Annotated in this window: 11 protein-coding genes; 7 read left to right on the forward strand and 4 right to left on the reverse strand. The window is 45.2% G+C overall.

Translation table 11 applies throughout. From position 1 onward, the window contains the following. On the forward strand, positions 1–283 hold a 283-nt coding region (locus DRJ53_RS21670; protein WP_241558493.1), incomplete at its 5' end, for a transposase. A gap of 1,270 nt (positions 284–1,553) precedes the next feature. On the opposite strand, the gene DRJ53_RS07805 is transcribed toward DRJ53_RS21670, so the two are convergent. Next, on the reverse strand, positions 1,554–2,717 hold the full coding sequence (locus DRJ53_RS07805) for an alpha/beta hydrolase-fold protein (protein ID WP_114235059.1): 1,164 nt from the start codon (positions 2,715–2,717) through the stop codon (positions 1,554–1,556). Between the two features lie 499 nt (positions 2,718–3,216). On the opposite strand from DRJ53_RS07805, the gene DRJ53_RS07810 reads away from it, so the two are divergent. Further along, positions 3,217–6,351, forward strand: coding sequence for an FG-GAP repeat domain-containing protein (locus DRJ53_RS07810; protein WP_114235060.1), 3,135 nt, complete (start codon positions 3,217–3,219; stop codon positions 6,349–6,351). 1,286 nt (positions 6,352–7,637) lie between these two features. On the opposite strand, the gene DRJ53_RS07815 is transcribed toward DRJ53_RS07810, so the two are convergent. Together DRJ53_RS07815 and DRJ53_RS07820 are read right to left on the reverse strand one after the other, a co-directional pair. After that, positions 7,638–7,967, reverse strand: coding sequence for a hypothetical protein (locus DRJ53_RS07815; RefSeq protein ID WP_123893430.1), 330 nt, complete (start codon positions 7,965–7,967; stop codon positions 7,638–7,640). 459 nt (positions 7,968–8,426) lie between these two features. After that, on the reverse strand, positions 8,427–10,379 hold the full coding sequence (locus tag DRJ53_RS07820) for a sensor histidine kinase (RefSeq protein ID WP_114235062.1): 1,953 nt from the start codon (positions 10,377–10,379) through the stop codon (positions 8,427–8,429). 269 nt (positions 10,380–10,648) lie between these two features. Here DRJ53_RS07820 and DRJ53_RS07825 point away from each other — a divergent pair, with 269 nt between their 5' ends. From DRJ53_RS07825 to DRJ53_RS07840, 4 genes are all read left to right on the forward strand, one after another. Beyond that, complete coding sequence (locus DRJ53_RS07825; protein ID WP_162303828.1) at positions 10,649–12,208, forward strand: M61 family metallopeptidase; 1,560 nt, start codon at positions 10,649–10,651, stop codon at positions 12,206–12,208. Between the two features lie 927 nt (positions 12,209–13,135). Next, complete coding sequence (locus DRJ53_RS07830) at positions 13,136–16,225, forward strand: SusC/RagA family TonB-linked outer membrane protein (RefSeq protein ID WP_162303829.1); 3,090 nt, start codon at positions 13,136–13,138, stop codon at positions 16,223–16,225. Between the two features lie 44 nt (positions 16,226–16,269). After that, complete coding sequence (locus DRJ53_RS07835; protein ID WP_206609730.1) at positions 16,270–17,715, forward strand: RagB/SusD family nutrient uptake outer membrane protein; 1,446 nt, start codon at positions 16,270–16,272, stop codon at positions 17,713–17,715. A gap of 18 nt (positions 17,716–17,733) precedes the next feature. Beyond that, on the forward strand, positions 17,734–20,292 hold the full coding sequence (locus DRJ53_RS07840; RefSeq protein WP_206609731.1) for a zinc-dependent metalloprotease: 2,559 nt from the start codon (positions 17,734–17,736) through the stop codon (positions 20,290–20,292). A 206-nt stretch (positions 20,293–20,498) separates the two neighbouring features. Here the strand turns inward: DRJ53_RS07840 and DRJ53_RS07845 are convergent, their stop codons facing one another. Then, positions 20,499–23,234, reverse strand: a complete 2,736-nt coding sequence (locus tag DRJ53_RS07845) for an alpha-L-rhamnosidase (RefSeq protein ID WP_241558494.1) — start codon at positions 23,232–23,234, stop codon at positions 20,499–20,501. Between the two features lie 1,164 nt (positions 23,235–24,398). On the opposite strand from DRJ53_RS07845, the gene DRJ53_RS07855 reads away from it, so the two are divergent. Continuing rightward, entirely contained in the window at positions 24,399–25,688 is a 1,290-nt protein-coding gene (locus tag DRJ53_RS07855; RefSeq protein WP_162303830.1) for a polysaccharide lyase family 20 protein, read from the forward strand. Positions 25,689–25,743: the final 55 nt, after the last annotated feature.

Consider the following 25,743-nt stretch of genomic DNA (forward strand, 5'->3'; position numbering starts at 1 on the left):
GGTCAGGCAAAGCACAGTGGAACCTGTGCTGGGAACCCTCATCAACTTTGGTGGCATGCGCAGGGTGAACACGCGTGGTATTGCAGGTGCAACCAAGTGTATGCTCATGGCTGCAGTGGCTTACAACCTCAAAAAACTGCTGAAGCATACTGCCCCAAAAGTGCAGGCGGGGGTAGTAGGGCTGAAAAATGGACCAGAAGGGGTGAAAAAGGCTGTTTTAAGGCTCTTTGCTGCTGGGATACGGTATAGGGCATCATACAGCAAAAGCCTGCTTTGCGGCTGAAATAAAAAGGACCGCTTTTACAAAGCAATCCTTCGGTCAGTTTTTCATTCGTTTACCTACGTTGTGCCACAGCCACAGGCGCTTGCCAATATACCGGCTGAAGAACAAGTGCTGAACAAATTATTTCTATTGATCTTTAGTACTAAATTTAAGCAGACGGAATACTAAAAATCAAACAAAAATCACGAACTTAACCCAGCAAAACCCTCTCTAAGAACTAGTCCACTTTCTTTTGACGACATACATTTCTCCAAAAGAGCGGAAGTTTTTAATGGTAAGTTTTGCTATTTGCATAAAGTACAGTTGGTATTTGGTTGATTACCTTAACGAAAGGTTAACGTCCTACAAAGTTGTTTGGGTGGCAAAATTGGACAAAAGAAATCAAAATCAAAATCTTAATACAAAGAAGTGTGTAAAAACTGATTTGAGGACTGGATTGACAAAGTCTCCCAAAAGTGAAAGGACAAGTGTTGGCAAATCTGATTTTTTCTTAAAAGGTTAGAGCGCTAAATGGTTTAACAGTCATTCGAACCTCAATGGATACAAAGGGATAAGGACCGACCCTTATTTCCTAATCGGCGAACCTTTCATATACAAAAAAACCTCTGCAAGACCGCTAGCATGGCCAGCAGGAGAATTTCTTGCCCCTCCACTCCTGTTATTCCTCATGTAAATCTTCAATAAAAAGTGGACTAAAAAGTAGTATATCAATAGAGAGTTTAACTTATCCTCCTCAATAATAAATCACATTTATTAAGCTCAAATAACTCCGCTTCTCATATAATAAACTAACTACTCAAAAAGTCCAACAAGCCCTGCTGTAAGTTAGCTACTTGTCCCTTTGTCGGTACACGGCAGGTCCTGCACCATTGGTGCGGGACTTTTTTGTGTCCTCTACGTATTTATCATCTAATTAGCTCATGCATCTTTTTGATTTTTCCGCTTCTTGAATTCAGAAAATATCAGGTAAACTACTTCTGCTTTACTTATATGCTTGTAAGAATAGAATGTGGGACCTTTAGCTTGTTTATAGGAAGTCAAGCTATAAAAAGCCAACCATCTGGATTGATGTAACGTTCCTCAACCAAATATTACAACTGGAGAGTATTTCAATTCTTGAATTTACTTTTTGCGACGCTCCTGGACCTGTATTTTTCATTGGACTTGACCTTACCAATACCGTAACACTGTCTCGGAAAGTTCTCTTTCGCAAAGAGCAGGTGGCCAATGGGCGTCTTTCAGCCTTCATTTCCTAATAAATAGAAGAGCGCTACTTAAAGATACGTTGAGCGTAATCATGCAGAGACTTTCGCCACACCTGCCATTCGTGCCCACCAGGATAGGAAGCAAACGCTACGCTTAACCCCTTACTTTTAAACGTTTCTATCAAATTCTTGGTGTACTCAATTCTCGGGTCTTGTTCACCCACTGTTATAAAAAACACGTTAAGTTTTTTATTGAACGATTGAGGATTCGTCAAGATTCCGGGGATCACCGCCTCAGGATCAAAATGCGAAGCGTCTGGCCTTGCAATACCTCCGAAAAGGCCCGTGCTGAACACACCCACGTAAGCAAATTTATCGGTGTTGCGCAGACCTGTGTAGAATGCCTGGCCTCCACCCATTGACAATCCCGCGATGGCCCTACTAGCAGCCCCCGCTTTTACCCTGTAGTTGCTTTCTACAAATGGTATCACGTTTTCAAAATACTCTTCTTTGAAAGCGTCCATCGCCTCATCGTTGTATCCACCAGCACGCATTCCCGGCTTTTGTATATTGCCGTCAGGAATAACAACAATCATCGGAACCGCCTTTCCATCTGCTATAAGATTATCCAGGATGATATTGGTTTTGCCCTGAATAGCCCAGCCGCGTTCATCTTCGCCTCCCCCATGTTGAATGTACAGCACCGGGTAACTTTTCTTTGTATTCTTGTCATATCCTGGAGGTGTGTAAATATTTATGTTACGCCATACACCAAGCGTTTTCGAAAAATACGATCGTGATCGCAACTCGCCTTGCGGAACATTCTTACGATCATAAAAGTCGACTCCGGCTTCCGGAATATCTATCCCACTTGCCATTCTACCCATACCGAAAAAAGATTCACTGGCAGGATCTGCTACTTTAACGCCATCGATCACAAGCGAATAGTAATGAAAACCGGGGTCCTGTGGATCTGTCGTAACCATCCAGATTCCTTTATCATTTTTTTGCATGTCATACAGCTTGCCCAAGTCTATCTGAACTTTACCTGCATCAGGCGCAGACACTTTAAATAGAATGCTTCTATTTGGAAATACGCATGGGCAATCATTGGCATTAATATTTGTCGATGCACCTTTGGTTCCTTCCGGAAGTTGTGCTGTTGCCGGTTGCGCGAAACAAATAATAGGCAGTGTGATCAACAATAAAAAATTATACACTCGATTCATTTGATGTTGCTTGGGTCCTTTTCAAATATATTTAATTGAAAACAATTGCGTTCATCTGCTGGTACAAATCAAGCTCATTAAATGCAAAGCTGCACTCGATTTCCCAAATAGAATCGCGACATATTTTTTCAATTCAATATTTAAAAGACGAAGTGTCATCGAATAATTCTTCTTCATCTTTGTTAGTGGACAGTTGTTCAATTCTTGGGCAGCAGATACGAAGGGTACCGAAATAAAGAATCCAGATAATGGTATTCATTACCTCCCTTAGATTACCCCTCGGCCAGCCCTTTCCATCTTTTCTCCGCTTTGCCTTTTGGAATGAACAGTTCCAATAACAACCACTCCCTGTCACCCCATAAATACCCAAAAGAGGTATTATTCCACATTAGGGCCGGGTTATTTTTGTAGGACGTCCTATGGATTCTAAGCCGCATCGCCTGGTGCATCAACACCTGTCTACCTGATACATTTTTTTCAAACTACAATTCATCTGCTTATGAAAAAGTTTGGTATCGGCGATTCGCTTTTTGTGAAAGCTTTTCTTTTGTTTTTACTGCTCCTACTTTGCCATCTTCCCTCTTCAATTATGGCACAGTCGGTTGATTTTTCGAATTGCGCCAACTGCTCGCCGCAGCAAATTAGTTTTAATACCGATGTGCGAACAAAATACTTGGGCATTTGGGGCACTAACCCGGGAGTGCCTTCTACTTACTGGTTAAAAGGCACCAACAAATTTGGCGGCGTCTTGGATATCGGCAACGTGGTAGATGCCTTCACAGAGAACAATTGGCACCCGCTGCGGGTTCCCAAACAAATTATGGTAGGCACCATCAATAGATTTGGCGTACACAATTGGGGCACAGAAAGCGATTGGAACATTCACATTTCACCAAGCCCGGATTTTGAAAGCCTCATCACTACGGCACTGGAGCGTATTTATGCCAATACCGACGAATGGAGCCGCACTGCCGATGGCCGTTACACCATTGAAGCGGAAATCACGCCTCCCACCTACGGCCGAAACAACCCATGGTTTAATAACATTAACGAACAAACCTACCTCCTAAATAAGCAGGTGGGCGTGTATGGATCGTTTGTGGCAGAACGACTTCACGGCTACCGTCCTGAAATACATCCATCAGAACAATTATGGTGGAAAGAAAACGATAACACAACGGTATTGCTCTTGGTGGCAGATGCGTCGTTTCGGTTCGATGATATGTCTGATTACTCCGAACAAGGTTCCATTGGAAATCCCAAACCATGGTCGTTATCCAAGGCACAAGAATCGCTTATCAAAATTCCGTTTAGTGTGAATCCAAACCGGCAGGCCACTGCCTACAGCATTATCAACCTCATGGGCCGCCAGGGTTATTACGGCAGCGCGTCCTATCCCGATGTTACCAGCGGCACCACGCATGCTATCAGTTATCGCGGAAGAGACGTGTTAACGGTATTTGAATCTTCGGAACTAGGTCAGTATGTGGGTATTGGTTTTGAAGATGTTTGTTTTAATGCTTCCCAAAACCTGCTGCAGGGTTTTATCATATTAAAAACCGCTATAGGCAACGGCGGCGACTACAACCAGGGATTTGTGGCGATGCAGATCGATAGAAAAGAATTTGCTGCCGGCGAAACACCAGCATTGCTGCGGGGCAATATCACCGAAGGAAACAACAGCTGGCAGGTATACAACCAGCCATACAGGAACGAAGTCGCTTTTGGAGACATCGTATCATCCGACAAAACAGGGAAAGGTTATGTAGACGGGTTCATTGATTTCAATGGCAATGGCATTACCGATTTGTTCGTAATAAAAGACGGGAGATGGATGGCGATGTATGATGCCAAAGGCGATTGGGTAGAAATTAATAGCAGTTCCATTCCGCTGGAGTCGCTCCGTTTTGGCGATATCAACGGCGATCAGCGCACTGATATCATGAGCGTCAGCCCGCAAAAAAAAGTACGTGTTTCTTATAGCGGAACCAGCCTGTGGCAGGACATTACCGATGCCGGCGATCAAACCAATGACTTCAGGGTGGGCGATTTTAATGGCGACAATCGAACCGATATTCTTTACATGAAATTAATGTCTGTCGATCAAAACAGGTTTCCACTGGTGTTTCATTATAATATGTATGTAAAATATTCAGCTGCCGGAAACTGGGTGCTGTTGGAAAATGATTTTCAATTAGCGGGGGCATCCGAATACAATGATAATTTCCGTTTTGGAAATTTCAACGGAGACAATATCACCGATATTTTCCGGCTAAGCGGGTCTAATTTTTACGTATACTGGAATGGCCGCGGTGACCGCCAAGTGCTTTGCAACCTGCAGGCACAATACAGTAACCTGAATCATTTTATTTTTATAGACGATCATTCGAGGAACCGGTACACCGATGTGGTATATGTACAACCCGGCACCAACGTGTGGAATTTCTATTATGGAGGGCGGCGCATTACACCCGGCAGAAATATCACTTATAACAACAAGGCGGAAGTTGTATTTGCAAAAACCGTAGCCAACGGGTTGGTCACACCGCTGGCATTGGGAAAAGCCTCTTACTTTCCGAGGGCGTCCGATATGGCACTTCCCATGGTGAGCCAGGTAAAAATGGAACCCTATATACTGCCCGAATGGCAAAAAGGCTCGCTCAAGCGGGTGCAGGCCGATGGCAGCAGTTTGTGGCAGTACAATATGGAGCTGGTATATTATCCCGGCATTAATCCGGTGCGTTACCGCTTACAGAATCCACCCAATATCAGTGCAGTGAATGAAACCCGTACCGGTAATGCACTTAATTTTTCGGCAATTAGCAGTGTGCAGGAAAATGGGCCGGGTAAAAAAATCGCTAGGGTGAGCAGTGTGCCGCTTACCGCAACCGGCGGTAAAGTACAGGTGAAACTAAGGGAGATAGACGAACCATTTACAATTGAACAGCCGCCGCTTACGGTGGGTATTCAGGCTAAGCTTCTGGGTGAGCAGGATGCTGGAGAAGGCAATTGGGCCGTATGGAAAGATTTTTTACAACCGCAGGCAAAAAAAATATACCGGCCGTTGCTTATCACTGCACCTGCGAATGTGCAGAAAATAAAAACTATAAAAGTGCAGGCATATCCTTTTTATGCGGTGCTCGAAAAAGATGAAGCAGTCCTTGCAGAGCAAAGTGCGCTTACCCAGGAACTTAACAGTGCTGCCTACGAAACCAACGAAAGCAGGAAAACAGAATTATTCGGGAGCAATAAAATATTCTCAGTGGAATGGAACCTTGTTTTGAAGAATCTTGGTACCGGGGCTACCGAAACAGTCGCGCAAAGCAAAATAAATTTGAATGATGGCAAATGGAAAAACGACGTATTGGAATACAACTTTCCCAACGATGGTAATTTATATCAGCTCACCGCAGAGGCTGAAGCGGTGGATGTGATGGGCAATCGTTCGGCAAAAAAACAGGTATTCCATTTTTACAACCAAAAAATAATTTTTACGGATGATGCGGCGCAGATCGCTGGCTGGGCAAGGTCGGCCTCTCTGAACAAAAGAGCACAGATAAGCCTTCAACAAAAAGTCAGGGACCTTCAAAGCAAATCGTATTCGCCGATAGACCTTTTGCAATTTGTAAAGTAAAATAAATACCTGGTTTTGGTTTCGATTAACGATAGCAATAGCTAATAGCTATTGTCTAATGGGCCGGCTTTTTTACTGCCTGCTGCTTGAATGCTGCCACTTTAGCTTTTAGGCATCCCTTCCTTTCGCCAACCTGCACCGGCTTTAAGACTTAAGTATAAATCGCTGGTTGAAGGAGTAGCCAAAATCATTTACCGTAAGACCTATGTCCAGATAAACGCCTATACCTATTTGATTCTGAAGGCTTCGAATGAAGCGATACAAACGGCGGTAAAGAACCTGAACAATGCGCCTTCTAAAGGGTGCAACTACAGCCGCCGCCAGCAGTTCGAGGCGGCAATACCTAGTGCCATACAGCTAATACCGCTCTACCGCTAGCTGCTACATTATAAAAGAATGCTTGAACCTGAAGCAACTGAAAATTTAAAAATTGTATAATGGCGACACTGACTGGATTTATACAAATATCAAACGAGCAGAAAAGCTGTTTATGGAAAACTTCGATAGTAGCTGAACGTTAATTTCAAACAAACCTCAAGACATAGGGCGGATGTGTACAGGGGAATATAAGAGGCGATGCTGAAGAAACGGGGGCATATTAAAAAGCGGTCTCTGGAAAAAAGAAGGGAACACTACTTCAAAGAGAAACTAAACACATAATCCGGAACCTTTTAAATACTCCGCCGGAGGCACCAATTCCGGCAACTACCCACTAAAAAATCTAACAAAACCCACAAACTTAACCTAGCAAAACCCGCTATAAGTACTGGTCGACTTTCTTTTGAAGACATACATCATGGTGAAACCCAGTTACAATAGGTACAGAACAGTCAACAGTTTTCAATACATCGCGACTATTTCTAGTTAGCAAGAGCGGTTTTATACAAACGGTCGCTGATCTAGATGATGGCGATGCAAGCTACGATTACAACTCAACAATGCTTGATGGCGATGAGAATTTTTTACCCATCCAATTGATGATGTACAGCAGAAATTTGGGAATGGTTTACCCGAAGACTATCTCGAAACAGATGAAGTTGAAGTAAAAAGGCTGTGCGGGAATGACAATTTTGTACAGCAACTCAAACTCCAGATGCCGGTGAAAAAGGTATTTAATCTTCAAAGTGGAGCCTAAAAATTGAAGTTCATCTTACTATTGACCAAATCAAATAGAATTTACTCAAAGAAGCCGACTTGTATCCTTTGTTCTTACTAGGAGTAAATGACTTTTGTTTGTGCCACACCTCCGATACCATCTATAAACTCAGCTTAAGCTGATCGGCTAATCAATAGTAGCCACTGACTGTGTTGGATTTATAATCTGTAGTGGTGCCTATTCCTCCAATACTCACAACGGCGTAAATCTCATCTTTGCCCCAGTCCTCGTTCAAGTTGCCACTTATAGCATTAGCAGCGAAAAAGAAGGACCCATCTGGAGAAATGGGACCGCCGCCGAAAGGATATATGATCCTGTCGTCAATTACTGCGTCATCCCCTTTTAATTTCCATCTAGCCTCCTTATTTGCAGCGAATTGAAAGCCTGAACCCGAAATTTCTACCCTGAAGTTGCCTGGAAACCCTTGGATTGGGGTAATAGAAAGTTTTACTTGTGCCATATGTACCTCCTTTGTTATCTGTCTGTCAACCAACGATGAAGTTGTATACAGGCTATTGCAGCCCAACTGATCATATTTTTCCTTCAAAGACTTTACACCTAAATGATAAACCCTATGCGTATCAGCACACCATTAATGGTGCTAAAGTGACTCTTTATACTTTTCATATAAATAAGTGCTGCTTCAGAAAGCACTTTGCCGGCTTAGTATAGTTGCCACTACCAAAATCTTAATGCTAATAAACTTATAACATATAAATTTAAAAAACAATAAAGGCGTGCTATAAGCGATTAATTGTGTTGTTTAGTCACCCGAATCGGCGCAGAGGGCAAGGTTGTTATTCGAAGAAATTCACACCAGTGCTTATCTCAAAAATGACCTTGGTTAGGTACGTGGTTTGTCACTACAATAAAAGGCATTCTATTGATGAATTTCCTTTTACCGATGATTACCCATAGCCTAATCCTGTGGAAGCAAGAAACTGAATGTGGCACCTTCCCCTACCCTTGACTGCGCCCAGATATAACCCTGATGGTTGTCTATTACTTTTCGGGCAATTGACAGGCCGATGCCCGTACCCTCGTATTCACTACGGCCATGCAGGCGCTGAAACATCTTGAAAATGTGTTCCGCATACTCCTGCTCAAAACCAATTCCGTTATCCTGTACCTCTATGAGATGATAACGCTGCTCTGCAAGTGCTCCTGGAATAGATTCGGGTAGATCAGCCCCGGTTATAGATTGCGAACGGATAACGATATGTGGAGGTGTATCTTTTTTACTGTACTTCAGCGCATTACTAATCAGGTTCTGAAACAACTGCTGCAATTGCCTGCTATAGCCTCTGACAACCGGCAGCGTATGCACTTGAACCACAGCTTTTTTTCCTTCCACCTGTACCTCTAAATCTGAAAGAACGATTTGTAGCTTTGTATTTAAATCCACCGCTTCTTTTTGTAGCGGCTTTTCACTAACCTGAGAATAAGTCAACAGGTCTTCCACCAGTTGGTTCATACGACTGGCAGCTGTCTGCAAGCGTTGAAATACACCTGCCTCCACCTCGGTCAGACGATCTTTTAAACTACTCTGAAGCCGCTCGGAAAATGTTTGGATCTTCCGTATCGGTTCTTTTAAATCATGAGATGCTGCATGGGCAAATTCTTGCAGGTAGGTATTGGAGTGCTTTAGCTCGACAATGTTTTGCTCCAGCTGCAGCTGTAGTGTTTTGAGCTGGTTAATGTCGGTAAAGGTGCCCAAAACCTGGTCACCAATCTTGGTGATCCGCATGTTGGCCCAGGTATCTACGATCTTACCCGAATAATGAATGTCAAACTGTTGCTGTATACCGGTTTCGTACACGTCGCGCAAACGCTCAAATAAGCCGTTTTGCTTGTAGGTTTCAAAATTTATCGAAGCCGGTTGACCGACCAAGTCTTCAGCCTGTGCGCCCACAAAGGCTGCCATGACGTGGTTCACCATCGTAAATCTGAAATCGGTAATGATTCCCGATTCATCGAGGATGGGCTTGATCATGAAAAAGCCGGCCTGGGTGGTATTGATGATAGTGGTTAGCTGCCGGGCTGAATGCTCTAACGCCATCTGGGCGTCCTTTACCGGAGTAACATCGGTAAAGATGTGGATGACGCGGTTATCATCCATTTTAGAGATCGATAGTTCCAGCCAGGTGCCCGAGCCTTCCATTTGGTATTGAATGATGGTGGGCTCCCCTGTTTCCAAAGTCTGCACATACGCCTGGTAGTAAGGAGAGCCAATGATATTGGGCTGTAGTTCTACGGCTGTCTTTGTGAGGTATATTTCTAAAGGCAATCCAATGAAGCGAACCGCAGCCTCATTGGCAAGCAGCGTCCGGGCATCTATCACTATGCCTTCTTCGTTGCGGATGGCTTCTGTAACAGAAATTCCATTGGAGGAATGCGTTAAAACACTATTTAAAAGCAGCGATTGTTCCTGTTCTTTCCGCTCGGCTTCACGTTGGGCCCGGCGATCCCGGGTGGTACTCAGAATGCCCCCTTTATAAACTACTCTTCTTGTTTCAAACTGCAGCCCGGAATGATGTGCGTGAAAGGTGTGCTCACTGGGCTCGCCACTTTGATAGACCTGAAGGAAATGGTTGAAGTTAGCCTGTGCACCCAGTATAGACGGCACACCGTCCTTTAAGATAAAAAGGCCGGTCAAACTACCTTTCGGATGGTTGATGCCGGTATCTGCCGAACGGTTAGAATAGCCAACATAAAAATCTTCCACCGCTCCACTGCTTCCGGTCACAGGGTATACCCATATGATTGCATCTGGCAACAAGTCTAGAATAGGGGCAATGAAAGATGCATCTACAGTTTCGTACGGGCTCATGAATGAAAAAGGAAAGTTAAGCGATTCTGATTTGTCATCCATACCTAATGCTTTCTCAATTTATTCATCGGCATATAAAGTGTCCATGCACTACACGCAGCATCTTATAGCCCGGCACTATTAACCCCAACGCCAAGTACGGGGATGCCGGATCTTCTTTCGTGGCATAAAAAAGCCCGGTGAGAAAACCAGGCCGCAACCAAAACTAACTGCTTATGAGAATAAAGCGAAGTGTGTTGGACCACAACACTAACAATGACGACTTTCCTAAAAAAAATTGGACACCATGATTATTACGGCTAAATATGCGCATGGATCGTTCTCGGATTTTAAATGCTGCTTTAGCCTATTGCGCACTATTATTTTGGCTCTGCAGCTGTTCGCAGGCCAGGGTATTTCGTGGATACCATTATAAAATCAACATCGAAAATATTATCGACGATGAACTCCATGTCGAACTGACGTTCAAGGGCAAACTACCCGACACCAGTTATTTCTGTTTACCGAGGATTGTGCCCGGTGTATACGACGCTTTAGACTATGGAAAATTCGTCAAAAACCTTTCAGCCATTGATAAAAAAGGACATCACCTCAAAGTGGCTCGCATCGATAAAAACTGTTGGAAGATCATTGGTACTAAAAACCTGGCAACAATTCAATACACAACGAACGATGGCTGGGACGCTTTTGATTTTAAAGGCATACGGCCCTATCGTTCATCAGAAAGCCATTTTGATAGTTCGGCGGTCATTATTAACCCGAACAGCATATTCGGATACTTTGCAAAACAGGAAAATCTGCCTTTCAAAATAAACGTCAAAAAGCCCGGACATTTATACGGCGCAACGAGCTTGACGAAAAATAGGTCCCTAAAAAATGAGGATGAGTATTTTGCAGAAAGCTACCGCGCTTTAGCCGACAACCCGATCCTGTATGCTCCAGCGGACACCGCGACAATTCGATTGCCAGGCATTCTAATTACTGTGGCCTGTTACTCAAATTCAAAACAAAAGATTGCCCAAAAGCTGGCAGAACATATCGCGCCGCTTGTACAAAACCAGGCCGAATATTTAGGCGGAAAGGTGGCTACAGACAAATACAGTTTCATTTTTTACCACAATACAAACCTGGAGGACAGCAAATATTTCGCTGATGGCTTGGAACATAATCGATCAACATTGTTATTGATGTATGCGCCGATGGATATAGCAATTCTGAAGGACAATATTTATAACCTGGCAAGCCATGAATTTTTCCACACGCAAATGCCACTTGGCCTTCATTCATACGAAACAGCAAATTTCGATTTTAGCAACCCTAAGTTCTCTAAACATTTGTGGTTATACGAAGGCATGACGGAGTATTTCACCATGCACATGCCGGTAAAACAGAAAATGCAAACGGTGGAGCAGTTTATTCATGTAATGGAAAAGAAGATTGCCAGCATGAAAAAATTCAAGGACAATGTTTCGTTTACTGAACTCAGTAAAAATGTTATGCAAATGCCTGATGAATATATGAATGTATATGCTAAGGGTGCGCTAATAAACCTGTGCCTTGATATTGAACTGATGGCTTTAAGCGGCGGAAACTATGGGGTGCAGCACCTTGTTTCTGACCTAATGAATAAATACGGAAAAGACAAACCTTTCAACGACGATGATTTGTTTGGTGATATCTATACAATCACTGGCTACCGCGAAATAAAATCATTTATAGAAAAATACATTGAAGGAACAGATGAATTGCCGATCAAACAGCAATTGCAAAAAGTCGGGCTCCATCTTAATGCTGATTCGGGAAAGATCTCGGCAATAAGTAACATGTCTGAAGCGCAAACTGCGCTGCGAAAACACTGGATTGGTCAATAAAACTGTCTCGGCGGATACAAATTTCTACACAGCTCGAAGTGCTTCCTTGCGAAAAAGCTTTTCTATCCATTCTCAATGATATTTATCATAACAAGTAAATATCAAAGACACGACGCGATTGTTGGATAGCGGAAAACCCACAAATTAATTTCGATATTTGACACAACATTAAGTCAATGCTACATCATATTGCATCGTGCTGCTCATGTTCCTCCCATCTGTCGTTTCCATCACGAACTATGTAGTACTAAAGAATACAATATCTGGAACTGGCATGAGGCACTCAATTTCATCTACTGATCGGTGGCAAAAGGAAAAATAAGGACGGCAACATCTGCATTCAAAATATATTTCAAGTGTATTTTTTTTAAAAATTTTTTCCCTTTTACGTGTTAACTAATTATTAAAGTCCTTATTTTTAAAATAGAAATTAAATGAGGCGCGACAAACTTGCTGAATATCTACAAATCTGAATTTTTAATTTCTATCTCCAGCCCTACTTCTTACGTTCATCATTAGTATTGCTTCCATATTGAATCAATTTTTTCAACTAAAAATTGAACAATATGATCACAACTTCTATGCACACCACAACGCATAATGCTATTACACCAAAAGGTATTGCGTTCGCTTTCTTAGCTGGATCATTGTACACGCTTGTGCACCAACATGCACCATAGTCCCTGCTGCATGGCAGCATTTTTCTTCTGTTGTATTTCTTAATGTAGCTGTGCGCTTTTAGCTGCCATCATTCTCAAATCTTCTTATTGACGCAGTCTGTGTTTTAATGCCAAAAAGCGCATAGGGATCCCTGTTGCCCTACACCAACCCATTTTTCACCCAAACAGCATACACATGATCACAAAAGCTTTCCGGCGTTCCGTCATTTTCGTGATGCCTAATATTCCTCTTCTTAAAAAATCCCTTTTGCAACAGTGCATCGTAGTCTTTGTTTGCCTGATAACCACATCAGCATTTGCGCAGGAAAGATTTGTGAGCGGCATTGTATTAAGTAAAGACGAACATACACCAGTACCCGGTGCAAGTGTGGTAGCAAAAGGCCTAAAGGTGGGCACCACAACTGATAAAGATGGAAAATTTTCATTGAAGCTGCCTGCCAGCAGTACGATGCTCGTGTTTACAATCATTGGCTACGATGTGCAGGAAGTGCCTGTGAGTAACGAGTCGGAATTGCATGTGGAACTGGCTGCTAAAACAAGGCAATTAAATGAAGTGGTAGTTACCGGCTACAGCACACAACGCAAGAAGGAATATACCGGTGCCGCCGCAAGAATTAGCGGACAGGAAATTGCCGACCGCCCTGTGCCCAGTTTCGACCAGGCATTGGCAGGACAGGCAGCTGGCGTCAGCATCACCTCCAACGGTGGCGCATTAAACGCCGCACCGGTATTTCGCATCAGGGGCATTAACTCTATTCAACTAAGCTCCTATCCACTGGTTGTTATCGACGGGATTACCGCTTTTACCGGCGATGTGGGCAATACCGCACAAAACAATCCACTGGCCGATTTGAACCCCGCCGACATTGAATCCATCGACATTTTAAAAGATGCGTCTGCTACGGCAATCTACGGTTCGCGGGCTGCTAACGGAGTTGTGGTCATCACCACCAAAAAAGGAAAAAAAGGAAAAGCAAAAGTAAGTTATGATGGCTGGGTAGGTGTAAACAAAACGCCGAGGCTACCACAGGTGTTGAATGCCGAAGAGTATGTGTTGATCAAGAACGAAGCGCTGGCAAACGTAGGCTCCGCGCCTGCTTACGGGTTACAACAAATGCCGGATGGAAGCCCGCTAAACACCAACTGGTACGATTTCGTATACCAAACCGGCAAGTCGCACAACCACAATGTGAGCATATCAGGTGCTAATGACGCCACATCATATTTTGTTTCGCTTGGCTATTCCGACCAAGAAGGTTTCATGGTTAGAAATACGTTTGAACGAAAGTCAATAAGGCTAAACCTGGATCATAAATTAACCAACAATATCACGATTGGAACCAACTCTACTTTCAGCAATTCGATTAACTCAAATCTGACCAGTGGCATCAATTCATCGTTTGCCCTCAACAACCTTGCAAGGATGGCAATGGTGCTGCCGCCCAACCTTTCGCCGTTTAATGAAGATGGCAGCTATAATGTGGTTGGCAACTCAATAGGCTATGGTCCCAATAAAATATTAACGGGATATTACAACCTGATGCCGATGGTGGAACACGACGAGTTCACATCCGAAGGAAACAACTTTTTGGGTGCTGCATACTTTGAATGGGAATTAATAAAAGGCCTGAAACTAAAGACAATTTACAGCATCAATAACCTGAATGTGGAGAACCGTTCGTTCAACAATCCATACCAGGCAGGAGGCTTTGCCAACAATGGTTCTGCAACCAACAGCATGAACAAAAACAGGCGTACGGGATGGACCAATACGTTGAACTATGCCACAACATTCGGGGCCGACCATAGCCTGAGCGCATTGTTGGGTCATGAGGATATTAAAACATCGACCAATAGCTGGGGCGTTACTCGTCAAAACCTTACCGACCGTTATTTTGACACCTTTGAAGGCGGCTATGCACAGGTTACCGGCTCGTCGGGCAGTAGGGGGCAAAATGGTTTTCGTTCTTATTTCAGCAACGCCAATTACGCATTTAAAAAGAAGTACCTGCTGAGTGCCAGCTTCCGTCGCGATGGTTTTTCGGGCCTGGCCAACGGGCATAAATTTGGCAACTTTGGTGGCGGTTCGGTTGGCTGGAACATTTCGGATGAAACCTTTTTTCAAAACTCATTTCTTTCCGGCATTATCTCGTCGCTTAAACTGCGCGGAAGTTATGGGCAGGTGGGCAATGTAAACATCGGCGATTTCCCCGCACTTGCCCTGTACGCCTCCGGCATTTACGCCGGCATACCCACACTGGCGCCGTCACAAACAGGCAATGCGGACCTGCGCTGGGAAACCAGCAAGAAAACAGACATCGGCGTGAACATGAGTTTCCTGAATGGCCGCATTACAGTGGACGCGGATTATTACCACAACAACATCGACGGCATGATACTCGATGCCCGGCAGGCACCTTCAAAAGGCATCCCGGGGAACAGCATTACATCGAATGTGGGCTCGATGTACAACAACGGCTTCGAGTTTTCCATCAATGCGCAATTGGTGAATACAAAAGACGTTCGCTGGAACGCAGATTTCAATATCACCACACTAAAAAACCGCGTAACAGAACTCGCCAACGACAATGCCGACATCTGGTCCAGCGGACTGGAAACCTCCAACATCACAAGGGTTGGCGAGCCGGTAGGTGCTGTTTACGTTGTAAAAACAACAGGCGTTAATCCTGCCAACGGGCTGCGCACCTACCTCAACCGCAATGGTGAAGAAGTGCAGTACAACCCTGTAGGTTCAAAATGGACCTACTTGCACGGTGCTGCTGCATCAGCACTCGATGCCTATGGCGATGGTTACGTTTTGGGCAGTTCAATACCAACTTATTTTGGCGGGCTAAACACAACCTTAGTTTATAAGGGCCTTGATCTTTACCTAGGCTTCACGTATTCCGGTGGCAACAAAATGTACAACGGTACCAAAGCCACGTTGATGGATAACCGCTTTTTCAATAACCAGAAAGACATCTTAAGACGTTGGACCACTCCGGGCCAGGTAACAGATGTTCCAAAACTGCATTACAATGACCAGTATGCTTCGGGATCTGTTTTGATGCATTCGGGAAATGTTGAAGACGGTGGTTTCATAAAACTGCGCAATGTTTCACTTGGCTATCGTATTTCAGCAAGCGCTGTATCAAAGATTGGGCTGAGCTCCATCAGGCTGTACGCAGCGGCCAGCAATTTTATCCTGTACACAAAATACACCGGTTCCGACCCGGAAATTTCGGCTAATGGCGACAGCAACACTGCATCAGGCCGTGATAAGAACGCAGTGCCAGCAGGCCAAAGCTTCACCCTTGGTTTGAACCTCGGATTTTAGTCACATTAAAACACAACGCAATGCACCTAACCAACCATAAATTTTTGAATAAACTCCTCTTCCTTTTTCTAATAATCGTCTTTACATCTTGTGATAAAGAATTGTTAGAGCCGGTGCCGGAAACCAGCATTTCCGGGGGCAATGCATTTGAAACGCCTGAACGGATTCTTGCGCAGGTAAATGGCTTGTATGCTGCGGTTAAAAACCCGCAATTTTTAGGCGGCCGCTATACCATTTACCAGGAACTGAGGGCCGATGATTTTATCATGAACAAGCCCAATGCTCAGACCGGCCAGCTTACCTGGGGACATACCGTAAACTCCAGCACCGCCGAAGTGGAAAACCTTTGGAGCAGTGGATATGCAGCCATCAACCGGATCCACATTTTCCTGGAAGGGCTGGAGACGGCCAAAGAAAAGATCAGTGATTCCTTGTATCAAAACTACCGCGCAGAAGCATTTTTCCTAAGAGGGCTGGCTTACTTCCTGCTGGTGCAGCAATATGCACGGCCGTATGTAGAAGACAATGGTGCCGGCCCTGGTTTGCCGCTGCGCCTGGGTGCAGAAAAATCGTCGCAAAACAATGATCTTGCCCGCAGCTCTGTTGCTGCCGTGTATGCGCAGGTACTGTCCGATTTGGATGCAGCGGAGGCTGGCCTTCCATTGAAATACGCCACTGCAAGTTTAAATGCAACCCGTGCTCATAAGAATGCAGCCATTGCATTAAAAACGCGGGTTTACCTGGCGCAGGGAGCTTATGAACAAGTAAAGACCGAGGCAGCCAAGATCGTATCGACAGCAGCACCATTTTCGGCTGCATCCGGCGTTGCTCATAAACTGGAAGCTAATGTAACTGCAGTTTTTAGCGGCAGCTACACCGGCCCCGAAGCTGTTTTCTTTTTACCCATGAATGCACAGGATGGGCCCGGCGGGCAAAATGCACTTTCGTATTATTTTACGTTCAACCCCGGCAATGCCGAATACTTCCTGAACACAGCAGGTACAGTAGCAAAACCGGCTTTCTCTCCTTCGTCTAATGATGCCCGTAAGAACCTGGTGGTTACCCAACAAGGTGAGTTGTGGCTGTATAAATACAAAATGCCTTCGCCTTATACTGATTATATCCCCGTCATCAGGTATGCTGAAGTGCTCTTGAATTATGCAGAAGCCGCGGCAAGAACCGGCGATGTTGCGAAAGCAACTGCCCTACTTTATGCCATCCGCAACCGCGCTGATGCTTCCTACACTTTTGCCCATTCCGGCCTGGAAACAAAAGAAGCCTTGGTAAGCACAATACTCGAAGAACGGAGAATTGAACTCCTGGGAGAAGGCTTCCGTGTGCCCGACCTGCTGCGCACCTTGCAACCGCTGCCCGGAAAGATCGGCAATGCAGGCACATCGCCGGCGGTGCAACCGTCCGAGTCGCGGTACATATGGCCCATACCAGCCAACGAATTATCCACCAATACACTCATGGTACCCAATCCTTAATCTTTAAACAACGCATTTATGGTACGATCTCTTCTCTTACTCTTTTGCGCCACCTTTTTGTTATCAAAATGGAGTGTTGCGCAGAATAATATCACGCCTGCAGCCATTACCACCAAGGCGGAGCCAAAGCCTGCCACCGTCGGCAATCTTGTAGCAGGCATGAAAAAGTATGATGGCTATTTTACGTTTTACTACGACGAAAAAACAGGGAAGATATTTTTGGAAATTGACCAGGACCGGCTCGAAAAAGAGTTTCTTTACTTCAGTGGACTATCCAGCGGCATTGGCAATGGTATTGAGCGGGGCCAAAGTTCCTCGGCCATCGCCACTTTCAAAAAGCTGGGACCAAAAATTTTACTGATTCAACCCAACTATAGCTACCGTGCGGTAACCGATAATGCGGATGAACAAAAAGCAGTGGAAAATGCGTTTGCTAAATCAGTGGTTTGGGGCTTTACGCCTGTGGCATTTGAAGGCGGCAAATACCTGGTAGACCTTACGCCATTTTTGATTCGCGATAGCCAGAAAATAGGCGACCGCATCGGGGCAAGAGGGTTCCAAGGACCCGGTGCGGCTATGACCGGCCGGCCGGGAGCCGCTTCAGGGCCTGCGGCCACGTATCGTTTCGATGAATCGAGATCGGTGATTGATATACAGAACACCAAGAACTTTCCAAAAAACACCGAGTTTGAAGCGCTGATTACATTTACCGGCGGGCCATCATCCGGCGGCAGGGGCGGCTTTGGCGGGCCAACTATTGCCCCCGACCCCAATGCGGTTACGGTAACCATGCACCAGTCGTTTATCGAATTGCCTGAACCCGGATATAAACCGCGCAAATTTGACCCGCGTTCCGGCCTGAATATGTTCAGTTATATGGATTTTTCGGCGCCCATGACCGACCCGATCGTCAAGCGTTTTACCCGGCGGCACAGGCTTGAAAAAAAAGACCCAAAAGCTGCCGTGAGTGAACCGGTAAAACCAATTGTTTATTATGTGGACCGCGGCGCACCGGAGCCCATCAAAAAAGCACTTATAGAAGGTGGTGCCTGGTGGAACGAAGCATTTGAATCTGCAGGTTATAAAAACGCATTTATTGTAAAAGAATTACCTGCAGGCGCCGACCCTATGGATATCCGCTATAACGTAGTGAACTGGATCAATCGTTCGGGCAGCCCCCGTGCATTTTCTTCCGGCGCTTCCTATATCGATCCGCGGACCGGCGAAATTATCAAAGGCGTGGTAACTCTTGGCTCCGACCGGCACCGGCAGGATTATCTTATTGCCGAGGGGCTTTTACAGCCTTATGAAAGCGGCAAACCGGTTGCTAAAAAAATGGAAGAACTGGCCATGGCACGCATCCGCCAATTGTCCGCTCATGAAATTGGTCATACGCTGGGCCTCTTCCACAATTTTGCTGCTAGCCCGAAAGACCGCGCTTCGGTAATGGATTACCCGTTTCCGCGTTTTACCCTCAAAAAAGACGGCACGGTGGATGTTTCCGATTCGTATGCAAAAGGCATTGGCTCATGGGATAAGCGGGCCATTACCTGGGGTTACCAATCTTTTCCTGATGGAACAAATGAAGACGTTGCGCTGGATAATATCATAATAGAAACGCTGAAGCAGGGGCATATTTTCATTCCCGATATTGGCGGCTACACACACCCTACATCGCACCAATGGGATGATGGCGGCAATGCAATCGAGCAATTGAATCACATCATGCAGGTGCGCCGGCATGTGCTCGATAATTTTTCCGAAAAAGCAATACCGGATGGCGCACCCATGGCCACGCTGGAAGAGGTGCTGGTGCCTATGTACCTGCTGCACCGCTACCAGATTGAAGCCGCAGCGAAAACAATCGGCGGGCTTTATTTTACCCATGCCGTAAAAAATGATGGGCAGGTCATTACAAAAATGCTTCCTCCTGCCGATCAGTGGAAAGCATTGGATGCATTGCTGGAAACCATCAAACCGGAAGCCCTAATGCTACCGGAGCAACTGATCCAGAAAATACCGCCCCGCCCGTCCGGCTATGCAAGTTCCATTGAGGTGTTTACTTCGCATACAGGCCCTACGTTTGATCCACTTGCCGTAGCTGAATCTGCTGCAAGCACCACCATCGCTTCCATCCTTGATGCGCAACGTGCGGCTCGCTTGGTTGAATATGCGGCAAGAGACGCAAGCCAGCCGGGGCTGCTGCCAGTGATTGATAAATTGCTGGAACAAACCTGGAAAGCACCAAAGCAAAGCGGTTATACAGGGGCGTTACAAACTGTGGTTAACAACCTTACCCTAAAACACCTTTTGGCACTTGCAGCAAATAATGAGGCAGCAGAAAGTGTACGCGGACAAGCGATGCTGAAGGTGGAGGAATTAAAAGAATGGATGCAATCGGGGTTGGCATCCGCGGCACCAATGCAAAAAGCCAACCTGCTTTTTGGGCTGGCGCAAATTGGTGAGTTCGGAAAGACACCGGATAAGTTTCAACCGGCACCGGCTGTTGCGATGCCGCCCGGTGCACCGATCGGGATGCCTGCCATGGATTTCTTAACCGATGATATTTTGTATTGATAAACCTGAAAATAGAACTGCCCCTTTGCGCAAAGGGGCAGTTTTACTTATACACCGGCCGGTTGGTTTTTCCATTGAGCCGTGAGCCATTGCTTACAAATCAAGTGATAGATCTTTAGCTAAATGTTAGTTTAAATGCAATAGCTTTAGCATACAATGTGAACACAAATATTTTATAATAATGGCTACAAATATTTCCCTGGAAGCTATTTTAATATGAACCGATACGCACCTGCGTTGAGCAAATAACTTGATTGCCCTTGCCTATTGTTACTGCTTTCCTTAGGCGATAATGACGTTACAGCTTTATCGCCTTCGTACAACTTCATTTTACCGGTAGTTAGTTTAAGCATTGCGGTTGTATTAGGTGGCACGGTAACGTTGTACTCAATACTCCTACCTTTTTTCTTCCACGATGAAATTACCAACCCGTTGGGGCTATTGAAACTCGCATCAAACGCATCCAGGCCGGCAACGAAATGCGGCTCCAAAACAATATGCCGAAATCCCGGCGCTGCACTATCGGGCTTGATGCCGCCCAATGCTTTATACAACCACGCACCAATCTCGCCAAACATGATATGGTTGAGTGAAATATCACTCGTAGCATCGATGTTCCAGTTTTCATACAAAGTGGTAGCACCATTTTTAATCCACCAACCCCATGATGGATAGTCTTCCTGCGCAGCAATCTTGTACGCCAGGTCCGCATAACCATTTTCGCTGAGCGCATTTAAAATGGACTTTGTTCCCAGCAAGCCCACATCAAGATGCAGGTTGTCTTTTTGCACACGCTGGGCCAGGTTTGCAGCAACCTTTGCTTTCAACGCTTCCGGGACAATGTTCCAATAAAGTGGTGCACTCAATTCCGTTTGCGATCCGCTGCCATACAAACCTGTTGCCCGATCCAGGTACTTAGCGTTGATGGCCTCTTTGATCTTTTGCGCCAGTTTGCTGTAATGTTGTTCCTCTTCTTTTTTACTAAGCAGCCGTGCGGCCTGGCTTAAAATATAGGTATCGGTAAAGTAGTAGATAGAAGAGGTTAATTCCACCGGCGATTTTGTTTTTACCGGCACCCAGTCGCCCAGTCCCCAAGTGGTTAAACCGGTTGGATACGTTGCATCGATGTGGTCAACGTAACGCTTGATATTTTCATAACTCGCTTTGAGTAAACTGGCATCGCCATAGAACAGGTAAATGTTCCAAGGGATGATGGCGATGGTGCTGGTCCAGTCCGGACCATTGCCCCATTCATATCCCCACCCGCCGGTTGGAATGATGGAAGGCAGCACACCGTTCGGCTGCTGTTCATCGCGGTGATCGGCCAGCCATTTTTCATAAACCGTGATGCCATCAAAATTATACAGGCCCGTTTCCAACGCGATATGCGCATCGCCGGTCCACCCGTTTTTTTCTCGTTGCGGACAATCTGTAGGATAACCAAAAAGATTGGACAGGTAAGAGTTGTTTGTTGCCTGCCACAGTTTATTGATCATGGGGTTGGATGAACTCACCTGCCCCAATGGCGGCACATCGCTGTGCATGAAATACCCGGTCAGGTTCTCCTTTTTTAAGCTTACCGGCTGGCTGCTCGTTACCTCCACATACTGGAAACCCTTATAGTTGAACCGCGGCATGAATTCATCCTCTTTGCCACTGAGTACAACAATGTCTGTTTGAAAAGGATCGGTGTTATCGGTAGGCCGGTAGTGCGCATCAATATTGGAAAGATCAACCCTGCCCGCTTTCGTCAGCCGCTCACCATGTTTTAAATAAAGCACGGTTCCCTTCGTTCCCTGCACCTTGATTTTTGACACACCGGATATATTGCGACTCAAATCATACACATAAGTCGCGTCATTAAACTTGGTGACGGAAACAGCCGGCACTTCCGTTACGTTGCGGATTGGATGCATCACCTGCGATACAATATTTTGCGAAGGCGCTGAACGGATGATGACGCCTTTCCATGCGGTATCAACAAATGCAGCGGTGTTCCAGAGGGGCTGCTCCAAATTTGCATTGTAATGTTCGGCGGTGTAAATGCTGTTAAACGTAATTGGGCTAAAAGCTGTTTTCCAATCCTTGCCCGAGCTGATGGTTTCGACAGAGCCATCTTCGTAGGTAATGCGCAGGTCAAGGCAAAATGTAGGGCGGGCCCGCCAGGGTGCTTTGTGAAAATCCCACACGGCTGTTGACTGGTGATTATACCAACCATTACCCAGCAAAACACCCACTGCGTTTTGTCCCTGCGTTATTTGTTTGGTCACATCATGCGTTACATACAGTGTGCGACGGTCGAACCGGGTGTAGGCCGGGTCTAGGCGGTGATTGCCGACTTTCTCGCCGTTTAAGTAGAGTTCAAACAATCCGCCTGCGGCAATGTAAGCTCTTGCTGTTTTAACTTTTTTCGTTGTGTTAAACTTCTTTCGAAAATAAGGCGCCGGTTTTTCATGAATGCCAGTTCCATCGGAGATCCAAGTTCCCTTCCAGTTGTGGGCACCCATCATCCCTGTTTCAAATGTAGCTACAGGCGATGCGCTGGTTTCAACGCCGTCCTTATCCCAAACAATTACTTTCCAATAGTAGGTGGTAAACGGCTGCAGTTCTTTGCCGTTATATAGAATCAAATTCGTTGCAGCATCGATTTTACCTGAGTTCCACTGAAGGCTCTTATCATTTGAAAAATCGTTAGCGCCTGTACTCACCAGCACCTGAAAGGCCACTTGTTTACCGCCCCGACGTGCATCTTCCAACCGCCAGGTAAACCGCGGTGTTTTTGCATCGATGCCTAAAGGATTAATCAAATACTCGCAGCGCAGTCCAACCACTTTGCAAGGTGATGCGGCGAATGAATTGAGGGCGATGATGCAAAAGAAAAGAAAGAGTGTAGCTTTTGATCTGATGCTGTTCTTAAATCCGTCCATTAAAACTGCGGCCATTGGAGAAATGCTTTGCTACTAAATTAAATGGTCCATACATATCTCCGGCAAAATGCTTCATAGCACTGTATCAGCCATCCCTTTATTTGAATGGCACTAAGACATCTGCATAAACTGCGATCTATTTAATTACTATAATTCAGGGTGAAAACCAGATGGTTTCCGTTAACGAAGATGAAGGGCTACTGAAGCAGTACCTGAAATCCGTGTATAAATCGAAAATCAGCTGATGGCCCACGCATTCATTTTTATCATACTAGGAAGAAGCCTCTTAGAAGTGTACCTGCTTCATTGATAGCCTGTGTAAGTGAGTGCTAACACTTTTGCTTCTTGTTAAATCAAGTTGGAGGTGCGTACTTCGTTCATGAATCCCACTTACGGCATTTTTCATCCAGGAGCAATACTTCATTAACACTTCGAAACTCATTTTTAAAAAAGCGATCAAGGTACCTGCGCCGGCTTTTTGACATCATAATAGCTTCAATAAGTTGTTACGTGTTTTAATAATAGTACAATTTATCGCCACAAACATCGACGGAGCGCCCATTACATGTGCATTTTATTAAATACAACAATCCCTTGTCGGATAAGTAAGCAGACCACCAGAACAATATTTCAACAGAAGCCATTTTCGCCACAGCGTTGTTACTCCAGTCGACGCCTTACTATATGATAAGTAATTATCATACTTACATGCAGGTATAAACGCTTAGCGACTTTCTTCATTAAAAAATAGCAGATCATATTTTAAGTAATTACACTTAACACCCTTTCTGTATTATTCATTAAAACCTTGGTGGAGAACCAAAAAAATGGTCTTTCAATAAGCGTTTATGCTTCTTAGTGAGGTCGCAATTATCTTTTTATAACTGTGTTAGGTTTTCTTTATAAGTTTTGAAAACATATTTATTTTTTTTTCAACTGTACAGTACTAAAAATCACCAGCAATTTATAAAAGGGGCAGAAAATCCGCTGAAACCCGCGCCAGATAAGGAATTACACTGGCATAATATTCGCCAAGAGGTGCCGTTCATAAAATCATTCAAAAACGGCGCCGCCGGCTTCAATGAAAAATGAGCCCAAGCTTAGCCACCTAAACTGTCGCAAAAAAGAAAACAAAATTCTATGAAAAAAATTCAGAACTTTTCTGGCAAAGGGAAACTTATGCTTTCTCAAGCCGTATTGCTCGCAGCACTGATTTCATGCAGCAAAAATGATCTTCAGGACACATCCATCAATGCTGAAGCGGCCCAACTGAATGCCGGCCCGGAAGTAGCAGGCAGCATTGCCGGCGTATCTCCTAACATTCTGTTCCGCGAAAACTTCGAAGGCAGCACTGCATTTGCCACGTATGTAAATAAGCAAATGGAAACTTCATATGCTTTAACGCTGGCAACAAAACCCGTGTTGGAAGGCTCAAAATCCGGTCGCTTTGAACTGCGCGACACCGACCCTATGAACAACAACGGTACCCGTGCCGAAGTTTCTTTCCCTACCCAATCTAACTTGAACCGCTGGTATGCATTCTCAGTTTACTTCCCTGCGGCCGACTATAAGATTGACTCCGAAGACGAACTGATCAACCAGTGGCACCAGGGTGGCGGTATCACTCCAGCCATCACACTCGGTACCAAATTGGACCGCTACCGCCTCATTGTTAAGGAAAATGCGACTGCAAAACAAACGTTTGACCTCGGCACCATCGCAAAGGATAAATGGAACACGTTTGTCTTTCACATTAAACATTCTGCAGGCACTGATGGCCTGATCGAGGTATGGCTGAATGGTAACAAAGTAGTGAACCGTACCGGCATTAACATGTACGAACTTTCAAGTGGCAAGTTCAGCTCACCAAAATGGAAGCTTGGCGTGTACAAATCGTCCTGGAACAATTCGAGCACGACTCAAACCAGCAAGCGTATTCTGTATTACGACGATGTACGCATCGGAAGCGAAAAGGCAACTTTAGCTGACATGCTGCCCGGCGGCGCTGCGCCTGCACCTGCTCCGGAACCCGCACCAGCTCCAGCACCTGCACCAGCACCTGCTCCCGAAACAGACCAAACTGTTACGCAACCCGGCACTGGCAACTCTCCCATCACCAGCTTTGTGCTTGTGGACGCATCGACTGAAAAAGATGTAATGACCATCACCAATGGCCAGACAATCAGCCTGTCGAAGCTCCCGAACACCAAACTGAACCTGCGTGTTAATACCACAGGAACAATTGGCAGTGTACTGTTTGCGTTGAGTGGCGCGAAGTCTAAAACTTTTGCCGATAGCAAAGCCCCGTATGCGCTGCATGGCGATAGCGGAAGCGGCAACTTTTACTATGGCGACTGGAACCCACCTGCAATAGGAACTTACACGCTGAAGGCAACACCGTATTCTTTGTCGAGCGGCAAAGGAACTGCCGGTGTAGCCAACACCATCAGCTTTACTTTTGTAAAATAAAAAGGGCAACACCCCTGAAACAAAAAAAGGTAGCCATCTGGCTACCTTTTTTTGT

It is taken from the genome of Paracnuella aquatica (assembly GCF_003332885.2).
Taxonomy (GTDB): Bacteria; Bacteroidota; Bacteroidia; order Chitinophagales; family Chitinophagaceae; genus Flavisolibacter; species Flavisolibacter aquaticus.

Coding starts and splice junctions, on each gene's coding strand:
- DRJ53_RS07845 (WP_241558494.1), bottom strand. CDS start 23,234: ATGGCCGCAGTTTTAATGGACGGATTTAAGAACAGCATCAGATCAAAA.
- DRJ53_RS07815 (WP_123893430.1), bottom strand. CDS start 7,967: ATGGCACAAGTAAAACTTTCTATTACCCCAATCCAAGGGTTTCCAGGC.
- DRJ53_RS07855 (WP_162303830.1), top strand. CDS start 24,399: ATGCTTTCTCAAGCCGTATTGCTCGCAGCACTGATTTCATGCAGCAAA.
- DRJ53_RS07820 (WP_114235062.1), bottom strand. CDS start 10,379: ATGGATGACAAATCAGAATCGCTTAACTTTCCTTTTTCATTCATGAGC.
- DRJ53_RS07810 (WP_114235060.1), top strand. CDS start 3,217: ATGAAAAAGTTTGGTATCGGCGATTCGCTTTTTGTGAAAGCTTTTCTT.
- DRJ53_RS07840 (WP_206609731.1), top strand. CDS start 17,734: ATGGTACGATCTCTTCTCTTACTCTTTTGCGCCACCTTTTTGTTATCA.
- DRJ53_RS07825 (WP_162303828.1), top strand. CDS start 10,649: ATGGATCGTTCTCGGATTTTAAATGCTGCTTTAGCCTATTGCGCACTA.
- DRJ53_RS07805 (WP_114235059.1), bottom strand. CDS start 2,717: ATGAATCGAGTGTATAATTTTTTATTGTTGATCACACTGCCTATTATT.